Annotated in this window: 18 protein-coding genes; 9 read left to right on the forward strand and 9 right to left on the reverse strand. The window is 71.3% G+C overall.

Features of this window, described 5'->3' with window-relative positions; genetic code table 11:
- Nucleotides 1–64: 64 nt before the first annotated feature.
- Genes ABGB05_RS31155 through ABGB05_RS31165 form a run of 3 tightly spaced genes read right to left on the reverse strand, consistent with a single transcriptional unit; the run spans nt 65 to nt 3,862 of the window.
- A complete protein-coding gene (locus tag ABGB05_RS31155) occupies nt 65–2,752 on the reverse strand; it encodes a right-handed parallel beta-helix repeat-containing protein (protein WP_347657516.1) in 2,688 nt (895 codons plus the stop codon).
- Between the two features lies 1 nt (nt 2,753).
- Nucleotides 2,754–3,290 carry a hypothetical protein gene (locus tag ABGB05_RS31160; protein WP_347657517.1) on the reverse strand — a complete coding sequence of 179 codons (537 nt, stop codon included), beginning with the start codon at nt 3,288–3,290 and terminating at the stop codon, nt 2,754–2,756.
- The gene (locus tag ABGB05_RS31165; RefSeq protein ID WP_347657518.1) at nt 3,284–3,862 is read right to left on the reverse strand and encodes a hypothetical protein; all 579 of its coding nucleotides are present in this window, start codon (nt 3,860–3,862) and stop codon (nt 3,284–3,286) included. The genes ABGB05_RS31160 and ABGB05_RS31165 overlap by 7 nt, the downstream gene beginning before the upstream one ends.
- Before the next feature lie 195 nt (nt 3,863–4,057).
- On the opposite strand from ABGB05_RS31165, the gene ABGB05_RS31170 reads away from it, so the two are divergent.
- On the forward strand, nt 4,058–5,236 hold the full coding sequence (locus ABGB05_RS31170) for a hypothetical protein (RefSeq protein WP_347657519.1): 1,179 nt from the start codon (nt 4,058–4,060) through the stop codon (nt 5,234–5,236).
- On the forward strand, nt 5,233–5,691 hold the full coding sequence (locus tag ABGB05_RS31175) for an NUDIX hydrolase (RefSeq protein ID WP_347657520.1): 459 nt from the start codon (nt 5,233–5,235) through the stop codon (nt 5,689–5,691). The genes ABGB05_RS31170 and ABGB05_RS31175 overlap by 4 nt, the downstream gene beginning before the upstream one ends.
- A 57-nt stretch (nt 5,692–5,748) precedes the next feature.
- Here the strand turns inward: ABGB05_RS31175 and ABGB05_RS31180 are convergent, their stop codons facing one another.
- The 3 genes from ABGB05_RS31180 to ABGB05_RS31190 all read right to left on the reverse strand — a co-directional run bounded on the left by ABGB05_RS31180 (nt 5,749) and on the right by ABGB05_RS31190 (nt 7,308).
- Nucleotides 5,749–6,255 (reverse strand): hypothetical protein, encoded by a 507-nt coding sequence (locus ABGB05_RS31180; RefSeq protein WP_347657521.1) that lies wholly within the window; start codon nt 6,253–6,255, stop codon nt 5,749–5,751.
- 185 nt (nt 6,256–6,440) lie between these two features.
- The gene (locus tag ABGB05_RS31185) at nt 6,441–6,854 is read right to left on the reverse strand and encodes a barstar family protein (RefSeq protein ID WP_347657522.1); all 414 of its coding nucleotides are present in this window, start codon (nt 6,852–6,854) and stop codon (nt 6,441–6,443) included.
- A gap of 94 nt (nt 6,855–6,948) precedes the next feature.
- Nucleotides 6,949–7,308 carry a ribonuclease domain-containing protein gene (locus ABGB05_RS31190; RefSeq protein ID WP_347657531.1) on the reverse strand — a complete coding sequence of 120 codons (360 nt, stop codon included), beginning with the start codon at nt 7,306–7,308 and terminating at the stop codon, nt 6,949–6,951.
- 353 nt (nt 7,309–7,661) lie between these two features.
- Between ABGB05_RS31190 and ABGB05_RS31195 the strand changes: the two genes are divergently transcribed.
- The 5 genes from ABGB05_RS31195 to ABGB05_RS31215 all read left to right on the forward strand — a co-directional run bounded on the left by ABGB05_RS31195 (nt 7,662) and on the right by ABGB05_RS31215 (nt 11,597).
- Nucleotides 7,662–8,099 (forward strand): S26 family signal peptidase, encoded by a 438-nt coding sequence (locus tag ABGB05_RS31195; RefSeq protein ID WP_347657532.1) that lies wholly within the window; start codon nt 7,662–7,664, stop codon nt 8,097–8,099.
- A gap of 137 nt (nt 8,100–8,236) precedes the next feature.
- Nucleotides 8,237–8,434, forward strand: a complete 198-nt coding sequence (locus tag ABGB05_RS31200) for a hypothetical protein (RefSeq protein WP_331213171.1) — start codon at nt 8,237–8,239, stop codon at nt 8,432–8,434.
- 84 nt (nt 8,435–8,518) lie between these two features.
- Nucleotides 8,519–9,022 carry a MauE/DoxX family redox-associated membrane protein gene (locus tag ABGB05_RS31205; RefSeq protein ID WP_347657523.1) on the forward strand — a complete coding sequence of 168 codons (504 nt, stop codon included), beginning with the start codon at nt 8,519–8,521 and terminating at the stop codon, nt 9,020–9,022.
- A 107-nt stretch (nt 9,023–9,129) separates the two neighbouring features.
- Complete coding sequence (locus ABGB05_RS31210; protein ID WP_347657524.1) at nt 9,130–9,672, forward strand: TlpA disulfide reductase family protein; 543 nt, start codon at nt 9,130–9,132, stop codon at nt 9,670–9,672.
- Nucleotides 9,669–11,597, forward strand: coding sequence for an ABC transporter ATP-binding protein (locus ABGB05_RS31215; RefSeq protein ID WP_347657525.1), 1,929 nt, complete (start codon nt 9,669–9,671; stop codon nt 11,595–11,597). Before ABGB05_RS31210 ends, ABGB05_RS31215 begins: the two co-directional genes overlap by 4 nt.
- Nucleotides 11,598–12,057: 460 nt before the next feature.
- Here ABGB05_RS31215 and ABGB05_RS31220 read toward each other — a convergent pair whose 3' ends face one another.
- The gene (locus ABGB05_RS31220) at nt 12,058–12,930 is read right to left on the reverse strand and encodes an SDR family NAD(P)-dependent oxidoreductase (RefSeq protein WP_347657526.1); all 873 of its coding nucleotides are present in this window, start codon (nt 12,928–12,930) and stop codon (nt 12,058–12,060) included.
- Between the two features lie 206 nt (nt 12,931–13,136).
- Here ABGB05_RS31220 and ABGB05_RS31225 point away from each other — a divergent pair, with 206 nt between their 5' ends.
- Nucleotides 13,137–13,556, forward strand: coding sequence for a helix-turn-helix transcriptional regulator (locus ABGB05_RS31225; RefSeq protein WP_347657527.1), 420 nt, complete (start codon nt 13,137–13,139; stop codon nt 13,554–13,556).
- Here ABGB05_RS31225 and ABGB05_RS31230 read toward each other — a convergent pair.
- Together ABGB05_RS31230 and ABGB05_RS31235 are read right to left on the reverse strand one after the other, a co-directional pair.
- Nucleotides 13,531–14,154, reverse strand: coding sequence for a transposase (locus ABGB05_RS31230; RefSeq protein WP_347657533.1), 624 nt, complete (start codon nt 14,152–14,154; stop codon nt 13,531–13,533). The two genes, ABGB05_RS31225 and ABGB05_RS31230, sit on opposite strands and share 26 nt — an antisense overlap.
- A complete protein-coding gene (locus ABGB05_RS31235; protein ID WP_347657528.1) occupies nt 14,118–14,609 on the reverse strand; it encodes a winged helix-turn-helix domain-containing protein in 492 nt (163 codons plus the stop codon). The genes ABGB05_RS31230 and ABGB05_RS31235 overlap by 37 nt, the downstream gene beginning before the upstream one ends.
- A 51-nt stretch (nt 14,610–14,660) precedes the next feature.
- Between ABGB05_RS31235 and ABGB05_RS31240 the strand changes: the two genes are divergently transcribed.
- A complete protein-coding gene (locus ABGB05_RS31240; protein ID WP_347657529.1) occupies nt 14,661–15,059 on the forward strand; it encodes a hypothetical protein in 399 nt (132 codons plus the stop codon).
- The last annotated feature ends 116 nt before the right edge of the window (nt 15,060–15,175 follow it).

Consider the following 15,175-nt stretch of genomic DNA (forward strand, 5'->3'; position numbering starts at 1 on the left):
TTAACGCACAGTGAAACGGCCTCCGACCAGTTAACTCCTCCCGCGATGCGGACTGACGGCACCCTCAGGCGACTCGGTCCGGCAGGTCCGCCGGGACGAGCAGCATCAGGTCGTCCTCGGTCGGGTCGGCGACCTCGGCGACCCGCTGGGCCTGGCGTTCCGTCATGTCCTGGAACGTCTGCCGGGCCGCCCGGCCGTTGCCGAAGCGGACGTCCCGTTCCAGGGCCGAGAAGTGCTCCAGCAGCGCGACGCCGGTGGCCTCCGCCAACCGGTACTGGTGGGCGCGGGCCTGCTGGCCGACGATCCGGACCAACTCCTCGGGCGTGTAGTCGGCGAAGGTCAGGGTACGGGTGAACCGGGAGGCGAGACCCGGGTTGGAGGCGACGAAGCGGTCCATGTCCGACGGGTAGCCGGCGGCGATCACCACCACCTCGTCGCGGTGGTCCTCCATCAGCTTCACCAGTGTGACGATCGCCTCCTGACCGAAGTCACCGCCCTGGCCCGTCGGCACCAGCGAGTACGCCTCGTCGATGAAGAGGACCCCGCCGATGGCGCGCCGGAACACCGCCTGGGTACGCGGCGCGGTGTGCCCGACGTACTCGCCGACGAGCATGGAGCGGTCCGCCTCGACCAGGTGACCGGAGGCAAGCAGTCCGATCGCGGCGAGCAGCCGCCCGTAGAGCCGGGCGACGGTGGTCTTGCCGGTACCGGGGTTGCCGGCGAAGACGAGGTGCCGGCCGAGCGGCGGCGGCTGCAGCCCGGCCTCCTGCCGCTGCCGGACCATCTGCATGACCTTCACGAGCCGGCTCACGTCCTGCTTCACACTGGCGAGCCCGACCAGTCCGTCGAGCTCGGCCAGCAGCTCCGGCAGCGACTCGCCGGCCGTCGCCGGGATGTCCCGGCCGGCGGTCGGGCCCGGCACCGGCCCGCCGGACGCCGCCGCGCCGACGAGTACGGCGGTGCGTGCCGGGCGGGCCGACGCCGGCAGGTCGTCCGCGGCGACCCCGGAGGAGCTGCACTCCGCGAAGCTCGCCTCGGCCCGGGGGTCGAGGCTGACCCCGCGCGCCGTCTCGGTCAGCTGGAGCCGCCGGAACGTCGGATCGGCGCCGGCGCCGACGTGCAACGCAGGGTAGCCGGCCCTGGACACCACGCAGTCGTCGAATGCTCCGTGCGCCTCCGCATGCAGGTAGATGCCGTTCTTTCCGGTGTCGGAGACCGTACTGGACCGGACCGTGGGGCGGGCCCCGGCGCCGACCACCAGGCCGGTGCCGCCGGTGTCGGAGATGGTGCACCCGTCGACCCAGGCGGTGCCGTGGTCGGCCAGTCGCAGCCCGACGTCGCCGCTGCCCCGGATGACACAGCCGGAGAGGAACGCGCCGGTGCCGGCGGCGACCAGCACCCCGGTCTGCCCGTTCCGGGCGAACTCGCAGTCCCGCAGCAGTGGGCGGTGCCGGCTGGCCAGCGTCGACCCGGTCGCGCCGCCGACGACCGTACAACCGGTCGCGGTCAGGTCACCCCGGTCCGCCACGTCGAAACCGCCCATCTCGGCGGCCCGGATCCGTACCTGGTCCAGTGCGGCCAGGCCCCGTTCGACCACGCGTACCCCGAACTCCGGGGTGTCGTGCAGCTCGGCGCGGGTGACGACGACCTCGGCCCGGCCGCCGACGTGCACCGCCGTGTAGCGGGTGGCGCCGAGCCGCAGGTCGGTGAGGCGGGCGCTCGCGTCGTCGCGGACCAGGACCCCGTTGGCGCCGGCCCGCTCGACGGTGACCCGGTCGGCCGCCAGCTCGGCCCGGTCGCGTACGGCGAGGCCGGAACTCCCGGCGTGGCTGACCGTGACGCCGTCGACCCGGACCCGGGCGGCGTCGGCGACCAGCACCCCGGTACGTCCGGGGTCGGTGACCGTGGCGTCGCGGAGCACCGCGCCGACCCGCCCGGAGAACCAGACGCCGAAGCCGGCGGCCCGGGCCACCTCGACCCGCTCCAGCAGGGGACCGCCGGTGCTCGCCCCGGTCGCGGCCGGGGCCGACGCCGCCGGCCCGCCGTCGCCGTCCGGTTCCAACGGCGGTGGACCCTCGACCCGGATCCCGTCGCCACGTGGATCGCGGACGCGGGTGCCGCGTACCGTCGGCGCCGCCTGCTCGCGCAGCACCAGACCGGCACCACCGGGTCGGCTCACCTCGCAGTCGTCGACCAGACCACGGGCGGCACCGGCGAAGACCAGCCCGTCGGCGCCGGTGTGGCTGACCCGGGTGCCGGTCAGCTCCGGTTCCGCGTCGCCCCGGACCAGGATGCCGACGCCGGGGGCGCCGGTGACCGTACAGTCGACCAGCCGGGCCCGGCTCACGTCGTCGAGGACCACTCCGGCGTCGGTCACCCGGCAGGTCCGCAGCACCGGAGCGGCGTCACCGACCACCTGGACCGTGCCCCGGATCTCGCAGCCCTCCACGGTGACCGCGCCCCGCTCGGCGAGCACCGCCACCGCGCCGTCGGTCGCCTCGACGGTCAGCCCGTGCAGACCGCCGGTCTCGGCGAGCAGGGTGACCGCCGGACCACCGGCACCGGTCAGCCGGACAGTGCCCGGGCCGCCCTCGGCCCGGATCACCACTGGTTTGTCCAGGATCAGCCGCTCGACGTACTCGCCCGGCTGGACCGAGATCGTGGCCCCGGGCGCGGCCGACCGAACCGCCGCGCCGATGCTGCGATGCGCGCCCCAACCGCGGGGCGCCACCCGCTCCCAGGCCGTCCGCACGTCACTCGGCGACGCAGCGCGCCTTGACCGCACCCCCGGCCAGGTGCGGGTACGTCATCGGGTAACCGTACGGGTTGCCACGGTTGGTGAGCTTGACGCCGATCATGCCGTTGTGCACCGGCCAGGTGCCGAGCGTGACCCAGCTGCTGTGGTGGGCGCCCTGGTTGACGTACTTGTCGCCGGACGGGTTGACGTAGGTGGTGTTGTCGATCGTGGTGCCGTGTACGACGGCGAAGTGCGCGTTGGTCGCGGCCACGTCGCGCGAGCTGGCGCTGGTGGGTACGTAGAGCGACAGCGTGCACTGCTGCGCCCGGCTGCCGACCTTGAAGCCCCAGACGATGGCCTGCCCCGCCGTGTCCCGGTTGGCGTCGCCGGACATCGGCATGTCGGTGAACTGGCCGTTGCAGCCGTTGCCGGTGTAGCTGCCGTGGGCGAGTGTCCACCAGCCGGCGTCGCCGTTGGTGTACCAGCCGTGCTCGGTGTACGTCGTACCGGGGCTGGTGCAGCCCCGGCCGGCGACGCCGGTGTAGGTCACCACCGGCTTGGGTGTGGTCCGGACGGTGTTGGTGTTGGAGTCGGTGGAGGATGCCGACGAGCCGGTCGAGTCGCCACCGGCGGTCGAGCCGCTGCCCCCGGTCGGCCGGCCACCGGTGTGGTGCCGGGCGTCCGGGTGCCGGACGGGGACGGAGCCGCGCTGGACTCCGCGGCGGTCCGGGTCTGCTTGTCGCCGCCGCGCAGCAGTGCCCCGCTGGCCACCACCACGGCCGCGAGCACCACGATGATCAGGGCGCTGATCGCCACCTGGCCCATCGGCGAGCGTGGCTGGTCGCGGCGGACGGTACGGGTGAAGGCGCCGACGAACCCGCCCCGGGCGCTGCGCGGCCGGGCAACCGGCGACGCCTCCGGCGAGGGTTCGGCCAGGGGCTCGGGCGTCCGGTCCGGCTGCGCCCCGGTGGCGCCCGCCTGCTTCGCGGTGCCCACCTGCTCGGCCGTGGCGGATGCCTGCTCCACGGTTCCCGCCTTCCCGGTCGCGGTTGCCTTCTCCGCCGTGGCGGCCGCTGCCGGGCCGGTCTCCTTCTCCGCCGTCGACGCCTCGGTCGGCTGCGACATCCGTCTTCCCTTCGCCCCTGAAGTTCACGATCCAGCGGGTCCTCGACGGACCCGACCCACCATCACCCTGTCTACGCACCGGACGGATGTCCCGGCATGTTCCCGTTCAGGGACGCCGCCGGCCGGCCGGATACCCCGACGGCGCGTACGGCGACGGTCGTCGCTTCCGGGGGGATCGACTGCGACAATCGCCACATGGGTGACAGCGAGCCGGACCTGATCCGTACCTCCGCCAGCGCCAACTTCCTGGAGTGGAACTTCTCGATCATGTCCGGCGGACCCTGGTCCGTCGAACAGGGGATGACGCAGCTGCTCGCGCACGAGAGCGCCGAGGGCCTCTCGCTGCCGCTCGCCGTCGCGGTGCAGTCCGACGCCAGGGTCATCCAGGAACTGGGTCGACGGCGCACCCCGACGGCGGTGGCGGCACTGCGCGCCTTCCAGGCGATGAGTCCGGTCGACACCCAGCGGGACCTCGCCCGGCTGAACGCCGACCGGCTCGTCGCCGAGGGGCAGCCGGAGCCGTCCTGGACGGACACCCTCGGCCGGGTACGCGTCGACGGCTGCTGGTGGGCGCACGACGAGTTCGGTGAGACGGCGATCCTGCTCTGCGCCTTCTCCTACGACGGCGACGACCCGCACGGCATCCTGATGCTGATCGACCGGACCCTCGGCGGCGGCATGGTCCGGGAGCTGACCCTCAGCATGGACGTCGACGCGCTGCGGGGCATCCTCGGCGGCGCCGACGGCGGCGGTGAGGGCATCGTCAGCGAACCGCTCGACCCGGCGTACGCCCGCCGGCTGATCGAGGACGCGATCGCCACCTCGGACGAGCTGTCGGAGAACCCGGAGTACAAGCTCAGGCCGTTGCCGCAGGCGTACCGGAAGATGCGGGCCCTGACGCTGGCCCGGGCCCGGGCGTTGAGTCCGGCCGCCGCGCCACCGGAGCCGTTCCCCGGCAACGTCGAGGTCGAACTCCTGAAGCGGAACTTCCTCGACTCCGACGCGGCGTCCGGGCTCCCCCGGACCGGGGCGACGACCCGGGCCGTCGACCTGCTGGTCGCGCACTTCGTCGAGCAGGCCGCCTGCCACCCGCTCCAGCTCGGTCCCCGCCGGGTCCAGGCCGTGCTCGGGCTGTCCAGCCTCGGGCCCGAGGCGGTGGGCGACCCGGACGTCGTACACGTCCTGCCGGAGGTCGCGCGGGCGTGGATCTCCTGGACGGCGACCGAGCGGGGCCTTTCGGTGGAGGCCACCAAGCAGCTCGAACGGGTCGCGGAGCAGGCCTGCGCGACGCTCGGCGCCGCCGCGTCCGAGGAGGCCGCGTCCGACGGTGGGGTCGCGTCCGACGGGGAGGCGGCGGGGGATCCGAGAGGGTGACCGGGCCGGGGCGTACGCCCGCCCGGCCGAGGGTCGTGTCCGGGGCGGCCTTCTTCGACGACGCCGACCGGATCCTGCTTGTCGATCCGACGTACAAGGAGTTCTGGAACCTGCCCGGCGGCGGCGTCGACGCCGGCGAGACACCCCGGGTCGCCTGCGTCCGGGAGGTACGGGAGGAGCTCGGGCTCGACGTCCCGATCGGAGCCCTGCTGGTCGTCGCCTGGACGGCGGAGGGTCCGGACGGCACGCTGTTCTTCGTCTTCGACGGTGCTCTGCTGCCGCCCGACCGGCAGGCGGCGATCAAACTGGACCCCGGCGAACTGGCCGGGCACGGCTTCTTCGCGCCGGAGGTGGCCCGGTCGCTGCTGCCGGCGTCGCGACGGGTGCTGCTGACCGAGCTGCTGCGGGCCCGGGCCGACGGCCTGACCCGGTACGTCGAGTCGGACCCGGGCTGACCGGCCACCGCCCGCCACAAGGTGGCCGTCTGCTCCCGTGCCCCGAGGGCACCCGGATCAGTAGAGCTGCGGCGGGTTGCCCTTGCGGTCGACCACCTGGCGGACCTGGCCCTCCCACTGCCCGATCAGCTGTCGCCACTCCGGCGACTCGAGATACTCCTCGGCCGGGTCCTCGACGTCGAACTCCGGCAGGTACGTCCCGACAACCCCGCGTTCGAGAAGTCCGTCCGCGACGACCTTGCTCTCCTTGAGGATCAGGATCGGCAGGCCCAACTGGTACGCCATGGCGGGTTCGATGTGCGACCACGGGCTCGTGAACCAGACCTCCCGTAGGTCGTGACTCTCGCGGCCGGCCAGGTCGGTCCGATGGTTGCCCACCGCGTGTTCGACGTACGTCCGGCGGAAGGCGACCGTGATCAAGCCGTTCGACTCGCGCATCAGCCGACGGATCGCCTTCAGCGGTGCGTCCATGTCGTAGTCGGTGACGCCCAGGGTGCGTGGCGCGAAGCCCCGGCTGTCCAGGTGGTCGCAGAGCCGGTCGATGAACCGTTGTTGCTGGTCCATGCAGGGTTTGGGGTAGCTCAGGAAAATCGATGTCTTGAAGGTGGGCCGGTGAGCGGCGCTCATGTTCCCCTACCAGCGTTCGCGGACGGAGTGCTGGGTACCGTACAACGCCCCGGCATCACCGCCGTCGGTGCCGGCTGTCGGCGCGTCGCCCGGCGCCGGCACCGGCGCCCCGGTCGAGGCGTTCACCCTGGGCCGGAACTGGGTGAACGAGAACCGCGACTGAGCCGCCGGACCAGGTCGGCCGCTCCGACCGGGGCGGTCTGCAGGACCACCCGGAACGAGGGATCCGCGGCGGCCACCTCGTCCAGGATCGCGAGCAGCGTACCGAGCTGGGCGGGTGCCTCGTCGACGAGGAGCTGTCCGGCGTCGCTCAGGACGAGCGTCGTACCGGTGACCGGCAGGGTGTCGCGGAGGCTGTCGGCGAACGCGTCCCAGTTGTGCCCGAAGTGGTCGGGGAAGTGCAGTACCCGGGCCCATTCCGCGTACAGGCCGGCCCGGGTCCGGCAGGCGGCGCCGTCCAGCACCGTCGCGTCCGTCGTCAGGGCGGCGACGGTCGTCACCCCCAGCCACCGAGGCAGGCGGTCGTCCTCCGGCATGAAGCTCTCCCACAGTCGGAATCGTCGTCTCGGGCCGGTCACCCCCGTGTCGGGGTCGGGCGGACGCCGGTCCACCCGACCCACGACGATCAGGTCAGAGCCGGTAGAAGTCGGTGTAGTGGTTCGGACTGAACCAGGTGACCCCGGTGCTCCGGTTGACCACGATCCGGTACGCGTCCCGCGCGGCACCCTGCGTCCGCGGGTAGACGTCGTACTCGTGGTAGGTGGCGCCGGCCGGCAGTTGCCCCTCACGGTTGTAGAACTGCCCGCCGGCGAAGTTGGCGAGCCCGCCGCTCCAGGAGTACCAGTTGCGGGCGGTGGGGAACCCCTTGGCCGCCCAGCCGCTGCGCGCCGTACGGGCGTCCGCGCAGCGGGCCATGGTGCACGAGCTGTAGACGGCGGCCGAGGCGGAACTCGTGTACGTCGGCACGACCACGGCCGGTCCGACGAGCATCGTCGCGATGGCCGCGACCAGGAGCAGGAGCCGGGGGAAACGGACCCGGACGGGGTGGGGGAGTGGGGCGGAGACGGTCAACGGGACCTCCAGAGCCGGTCGGCGGGGGAGATGCGTGGACCCGCGTCCTGGGCGGGTCCGGCTCCAGTGTGGAGCCTTGTCGATCGCTCGGTCAGTGCCCATCGGCGAATTCATCGGCACTATGCAATGAATTCGGCGCGTGTTGGCGCCACCAGCCGCACTCCTCGACGTGCCCCCGCAAACGGGCCCGCGTCCCGGCCGGCGGGCTACAGTTGTGCCCGATGGTGGACGGGGCGTGGTTCGGCGTACTCGCCGTCGCGGCCGGGGTCGCGGTGGCTGTGGTCGTCGGTGTGGTCGTACTGCGTCGCCGGTTCGTGGTGGTGACGGTCCGCGGCCCGAGCATGGAACCGTCGCTGCGCGAGGGCGACCGGGTTCTGGTCCGCCGTCGCCCGCTGGTCGCGCTGCGTACCGGGGACCTGGTGGTTTTCGCCGAGACACCGGCACCCTCCCGTCCACCGACCCGACCGGCGCTGCCGGACCCGGGGAGGGTGGACACGGCCGAAGGGTGGCTGATCAAGCGGGCGGTCGCGCTGCCGGGTGACCCGGTGCCGCGTGAGGCGGGGCCGGCGCTGGCGGTGCTCGACGACGAGGTGGTGCCACCGGGTCGCCTCGTGGCGATCGGTGACAACCCGGGCGCCAGCTACGACTCGCGTCACTACGGCTACGTGACCGCCGACCGCCTCCTCGGTGCCGTGCTCCGCCGCATCTGAGTGCCGTGCCACGCACCATGACCTGACTGCCGTGGCGGCGCTGACCTGCCTCTCCGGGACCGCTATGCGCGCGCTGTACGGCCGGTGTATCGCCGGTGCCTAGCGTGGGGGCAGATCAACATCGAAGGAGGTCGGGGATGAAGAAACTTGTCCGCCGGGTCGCCGACAGGATGGTGACCATGGCCGTGCCGCGCGTCGAGGCGCAGGCGCAGCCCTGTTGGTGGGGTGAGTACTGCTACTGCCGGTCCAGCTATCTCTACTACCAGCGGTGCTGCGCCTCCGGCACCTCCTACAGCTGCAGCTGCCAGGCCCGCACCGGGCCGACCGGCTGCTGAGACGGTCACCGCATCGGCGGCGCCGGCCCTCCGGTCGGCGTCGCCGATTCCGGCGTCACGGACCGAGGCGAGGGGATCGGCGGGATGGCGTACCTGGAGATCGCCTGCGGGATGCTGCTGGCCGTGGTGTTCGCCTGGTCGGCGCTGAGCAAACTTCGGTCACGTGCCGCCTTCGACGAGTTCGCCCGGTCACTCGCCCCGCTGGTGAGCCGTACCGTGCCGGCGGCGGTCCTGCTCACCGCCGCCGAGGTGCTGGTGCCACCGCTGCTGCTGGTGGCGCCGGTCTGGGGTTTCGGACTGGCCGGCGGGTTGCTCGGCGTACTGACCGCCGGGGTGGTGCTGGTCGTCCGGCGTCGGCTGGTCGTGCGTTGCCGGTGCTTCGGCGCGGGCCGGGCGCGCATCGGGCGGCGACACGTCGTACGCAATCTGTTGCTGCTCCTGGTCGGCGGGCTCGGCCTGGTCGCGGCGCTGTCGCCCGGCACGGCGCCGTCGACCGACGCCGCCGGCGTGCTCCTATCCGTGGGGGCCGCCGTACTCCTGGCGAGTTTTGTCATCCACTTCGACGACCTGGTCGAGCTGTGGGCCTGACCGACCCACCCGCCTGACCGACCCACCCGCCTGACCGACCCACCCGCCTGACCGACCCACCCGCCTGACCGACCCACCCGCCTGACCGACACCGAGGGAGATCTGTCGTGCTGTATCTCGTCGTGGCGAACATCCTGTTAGGAATCGTCGCCGTCGCCAACCTGATCTTCACGTACGGCGTCATCCGGCGACTGCGCGAACACACCAGCCGGCTCGACACGCTGGCCTCCGGGCCGGCCAACTCCGACATCATGCTGGCGCCGGGCGCCCAGCCCGCTCCGTTCGAGCCGGTCCTGAGCACCGCGGACGAGCCGCTCGACCGGGACGCCCTGGTCGGGACAGCCCTGGTCGGCTTCTTCTCGCCGAGCTGTGCCCCGTGCCGGGAGCAGGCGCCCCGGTTCGTCGAGCGGGCGACGGCGGCCGGCCCCGGACGGGTGCTCGCGGTCGCCGTCGGTACCCCCGAGACCGTGCACGACCTGGTGACCCTCCTCGAACCGGTCGCCCGGGTGGTGGTCGAGGTCGAGGACGGGCCGCTGCACCGGGCGTTCGGGGTGCAGGGATATCCGGCGCTCTGCGTGCTGGACGGCGACGGCCGGATCAGCGCCAGCGGCAGTGTGGTAGACCGGCTGCCCGAACTGTCGGCGGTATGACCCGTACCACCGACCCGGACGCGTGGCAGGCGGGGCCGTCGTCGGCGCGTCTCGGCTCGGCCACGGCCGGGCGCTATCTGCGCGACGCCCTGCTGCTGGCCTGGCGGGCGGCGCCGCTGGCCACCATGGCCAAGGTGCTGCTCGCCCTACTGGCCGGTGCTGGTCCGGTGGCGCTGGCCTGGCTCACGAAACTGGTGCTGGACCGGCTCGCCTCCGGTGCGGCCGGGCGGCACCTCGGCGACCTGCTGATGCTGGCCGCCGCGCTCGGCGTGGTGGGTGCGATCGTCGCAGCCCAACCACACCTGACCGGGTACGTCGACGGGGTGAGCAGCCGGGCGCTCCGGCTGCTCGTCACCGGCCGCCTCTACACGGCGGTGAACTCCTTCGCCGGGCTGGCCCGACTGGAGAATCCCCGGTTCCGGGACCGGCTGCAACTCGCGGAGAGCGCCGGACGGCTGGGGCCGGCGCACTGCGTCAGCGGCGGGCTCGGCGTCGCGCAGGGGGCGCTGACGCTGCTCGGGTTCCTCGGCTCCCTGCTGGCCGTCGCACCGGCGATGGTGCTGGTGGTCGCGGTGGCGGCGGCGCCGACCACCTGGGTGGAGATCCGGCTGAGCCGGCAACGCGCCGCACTGGCCTGGCGTCTGGGGCACGCCGAGCGGCGGGAGTTGTTCTACGCACGCCTGCTGACCAGCCTCGAAGCGGCCAAGGAGATTCGCCTGTTCGGCCTCGGCGAATTCTTCACCGCCAGACTGTTGCGGGAGTTGCGGCACGTCAACCGCGAGCGGAACACGATGGATCGCCGGGAGATGTTCGGGCAGGCGACGCTGGCGCTGCTCGCCGCCGCGGTGGCCGCCGGCGGGCTGGCCTGGGCGATCACCCTCGCCGCCGGGGGCCGGCTCACCGTCGGCGACGTCACGCTCTTCGTCGCGGCGGTGGCCGGGGTGCAGACCGCGCTCGGCGGCATGGTGGCGCAGGGCGCGGGCATGCACCACGCACTGCTGCTCTTCGACCACTACCGGGCGGTCGTCGGTGCGCCACCGGATTTGCCGGAACCGGCCGGGGCGGTGGAACCCGGCCCGCTACGGCACGGCGTCGAGTTGCGTGACGTGTGGTTCCGGTACGCGGACGGCCAGCCCTGGATCCTGCGTGGCGTCGACCTGGTCATCCCGGCCGGGTCGACGGTGGCCCTGGTCGGACTCAACGGAGCGGGCAAGAGCACACTGGTCAAGCTGCTGTGCCGGTTCTACGACCCGGTCCGGGGCGGCGTCCGGTGGGACGGCACGGACCTGCGCGAGCTCGACGTGGTCGGGCTACGAAGACGGCTCAGCGTGGTGTTCCAGGACTTCATGGGGTACGACCTGTCCGCGGCCGAGAACATCGGCGTCGGAGACCTGGAACGGCTCGCCGACCGGGCGGCCGTCACGGCGGCCGCCCGGTCGGCCGGCTGCCACGCCACGCTCGCCGCACTGCCCGCCGGATACGACACCCTGCTGTCGCGGATCTTCCTGGACGACGCGGCGGCGGAGGACCCCCGGATCGGCGTGTCGCTCTCCGGCGGACAGTGGCAGCGGGTCGCGGTCGCCCGTTCACTGCTGCGCGACGGACGGGACCTGCTGATCCTGGACGAGCCGACCGCCGGACTGGACGCCGAGGCCGAGCACCAGGTGCACCTGCGGCTGCGCGCGCTTCGGCAGGGGCGTACCAGCCTGCTCATCTCGCACCGGCTCTCCACGGTCCGGGACGCGGACCTCGTCGTGGTGCTGGACGGCGGCCGGGTTGTGGAGCAGGGCTCCCACGAGTCGTTGATGGCGGCCGGTGGGCGCTACGCGAGGCTGTTCCACCTCCAGGCCCGGGGCTATCGGGCTTCGGATCAGAAGGTTAGGGGTACGAATCCCTTCGGGCGCGCAACATCAAAGGACGCTTGACCTGCGAGAACATGGGTCAGACGCCGTTGCCTTTCTGTCCTTTGCGGTCGGTTGAATGCTCGGTGGGTGCTCGTGCGACGAGCATCCCCTCCGTCCCGGCGAGTCCGCGCCGGGTCCCGGTCAGTCCGGATGCGTTTGGCAACGATTCGGGTCGTTGTCCTCCCCTTACCCAATGCCGGGACGCCGTGGCGGGGTTGCTGCGGGCACTCGAGCCACAGCGGTTCCTCCTCCTCGGCAGGATGCCAAGTCAGGAGGTGTCCGGTCTCAGGGAGTCAGTTCACCTTCTGGCTCGCCGCAGGCGATCCAGGTCGCCGCCCGGTCGCAGTCGTTGTACACGGACCAGGCAACGACTCTTGTCAACTCTGTGGGAGCCATGGCTGACGGCCGCTGGCCGGTCCCGGTTGCCGGGACCGGCCAAGCGATCGAGCCGCCTACTGCCCCAGGCGGAGTCAGCGCGTGGTCAGGAGATCTGCCAATCGATCGGATGCTCGCCCGGAGCCGGGATCAGCGCGGTGAACAGCGGACTGGGCTTTGCGAGGACGGCGTTACGGAACTCCGCCCAGTAGCCGTCGGTGCCCAGGATCTGCTTGGCCCTGGGAATGGCTGCCGAGTCCGGCGCGGAGTAGTAACGCACCTTGGTGTTGTCCCCGTCGACGGCGGCTCGGTACACGACGTCGGCGGTGATCGACGGGTCGGAGCCGGTTGGCGCGTTCTTGGAGAAGAACGCATCGATTCCAGCCTGATAGTCCGCAGGGACGTCCTGCGCAATGTCGATCTTCGTGAAAATGCGGGTGGAGTGCTGTCCGGGCAGGACGGCCTTGACCGCGATGCCGAAGGCGGCCACCTCCAGGCTCATCCCCTCGCTGAGCGCCGCCACGGCTGCCTTGGAGGCGGCGTAGACGGCGCTGTACGGATAACCCTGCTCGGCGGTCAACGAGGAGATGTTGATGATCGTTCCGGAGCGCTGGGCGCGGAAGATCGGCAGGAAGGCCCGGCTGAGCGCGATCAGTCCGAACACGTTGGTCTGGAACTGCCGGTGGATCTGGTCCATGCTGCTCACCTCCACCGGCCCCATCTGGTAGAAACCCGCATTGTTGACCAAGACGTCGACCTGTCCGAACTGCTCCACCGCGGTCTGCGCGAAGGGCCCTGCCGCCTGCTCGTCATCGACGTCCAGCAGCAGCGTCCTGACCCGCTCCAACTCATCGTGCACCGTCAGGTCGGCCTCCTTGCGGACCGTCGCGACCACGTTCCAGCCTTCGGAGGCGAACTTCTCGACGATGGCCCGGCCCATTCCAGTTGCGGTACCGGTCACCACGATCGTTCTCGACATGGAGGGCTTCCTCTCCCATTAGTCCCGGCCCGGACATCCGTGCCCTCAATGGGCTTTGTTGCTGTCCGGGCAAGTGGTGGCTTGCTGATGCGTCCAAGTGTCATCGTGGTTCATCGGGCCGGCCAGGTTCGGTTCTTCATGGGAAAGTTCATCATGGGAAAGACAGTCCCAGGTATCCGCCGAGGCCCGGGGGTAGATTGGGTTTCATGTCCAAGCGCCCGGAGTCCAGCGTGAGCAATCCGCTTGCCGAGTTTCTGCGCGCCAGTCGTGCACGTATCCGGCCGGACGACGTCGGCCTACCCGACGGCGGCCGGCGGCGCCGCGTTCCCGGGCTGCGCCGTGAAGAGGTCGCCCAGCTGGCCAATGTTAGCGCGGACTATCTTGCCCGGCTCGAGCAGGGACGCGTCACCAGTGCGTCACCCGAGGTCCTCGACGCCCTCGCGGACGCGCTTGGTCTCGACCGCGACGGCCGGGAGTACTTGCACTCGATCGCAGGGCCGAAACAGCGCCCAGGATCCCGTACTCAGACCACGTCGCGGGTTGACCCGCAGACCCAGCGATTGCTCGATACAGCGGTTGAAAGTCTGGGGTCTGTCGCGGTCATGACGGTTCCGGTTCGAGGCTGAGTCCGGTCTGGGCGAGGAAGCCGGGGATCAGGTCGGGTCGGTACTGGATGCGTTTGAGTCGGTTGCGGATGATCGCGGCGAGGTGGTCTACGCCGTCGACGGTGAGGTTGCCCAGGCTGGACTTCATCGTTGACCACAGGCCCTCGACGGGGTTGAGGTCGGGGGCGTACGCGGGTAGCTGTACCACGGTCAGCCAACGGTGGCGGGCGGCGATGAGTTGCCGCATCGCCGTGCTGGTGTGGGTATTGACTCCGTCCCAGATCAGGATGATCGGGGCGTGGAGTTGGTGGTGCGCGGCGGTGATCAGGGTGGCGTAGTCGTCCTCGGACAGGCTGCGGCGCTCGCCTCTGCGCTGGCGGTGGACACGCAGGCGGTAGAAGACGTGGCCGCGCTGGCCGGGCTTGTAGGCGATCAGTCCGGCGATCGAGACCCGGCCCGAGCCTCTACCCGACACCCGGACGACGGGAGTGTGTCCACGGCGGGCCCAGGTACGGGCCCTGGGCGGGCGTAGGGTCTGTCCGGCCTCGTCCTCGAAGACGATCCACGCTCCGGTCGTCGCCGCTAGCCTCGTACCTTGGCCCAGGTGGTGGCCCGCCAGTCGGCGATCGCGTCCCCGTCGCGTTGGACGGCCCGGTGTTTGGGTACCTGCGGGGTGTAGCCGATGCGGTGCAGCAGATAGGACACGCCACGCAGGGTGTAGGAGACGTGGAACAGCCGGCCGATCAGGGTGGCGACCCGGGCCAGGGTCCACCGCTGGTCCTCGGTCCAGCCGTGCGCGGCCGGGCCGAGGTCCAACTCAGCCCGCAGCCGCAACACCTGGTCCGGTGAGAGCCGGGAGACGTTTCCACCCGGCCCGGTCGAGGCCAGGGCGGTCATCCCACCCGCGCGCCAGCGGCGCCGCCACTGGTAGACCGACTTCGTCGACACCCGCAACCGGGCCGCGACCTGCGCCGCCGGCACATCCACGGCGAACATCCGCGCGGCCTGCATCCGTACCTGTTCCCGCTTGGCCCGTCCCGCAGCGGACAGGCCACCACTATCGGCGTACCTCACACCCCAGGTATAGATCGACGCCGACCTGCCGTCCATAGTGGTTGGTCACATGTGATCGACCGGACCAGACCCCAGCCATTCAACCGCTGTAGCCTGTACGAAGTTCCCGCCTACGTATTCGGCCGGAGACTGGATATCCTCGCCTGGAATCCCCTGGCCGCTGCCCTGTTCGCCGATTATGGGGCACTGCCGGAGCGGCACCGGAACCTTATCTGGCTCACTTTTCTCGATCCGGGTTACCGGGTATTGAACACCGACTGGGCCAGGGCCGCCCAGGAATGCGTCGCCTATCTACGTATGGAGGCCCGGAACTACCCGAGCGATCAGCGCCTGGCCGAACTTGTCGGGACTCTCTCCGTCAGAGACGCGGACTTTCGCACATGGTGGGGCGGCCACCTCGTGACCGGCGCCGCACTGCGCCGCAAGAGCTACCAGCATCCACTGAGGTGATCTCAGCAAGGATCCGGGGGCGGTTCGGGATGACACGGGCGTACCGTCCATAGCGGACAGCTTTTGATAAGGACGTGGAGCCATCGGTAGACAGGTTCTTGCGACGGAATCGGTCT

It is taken from the genome of Plantactinospora sp. B5E13, from assembly GCF_039871775.1.
In the GTDB taxonomy this organism is placed as follows: domain Bacteria; phylum Actinomycetota; class Actinomycetes; order Mycobacteriales; family Micromonosporaceae; genus Plantactinospora.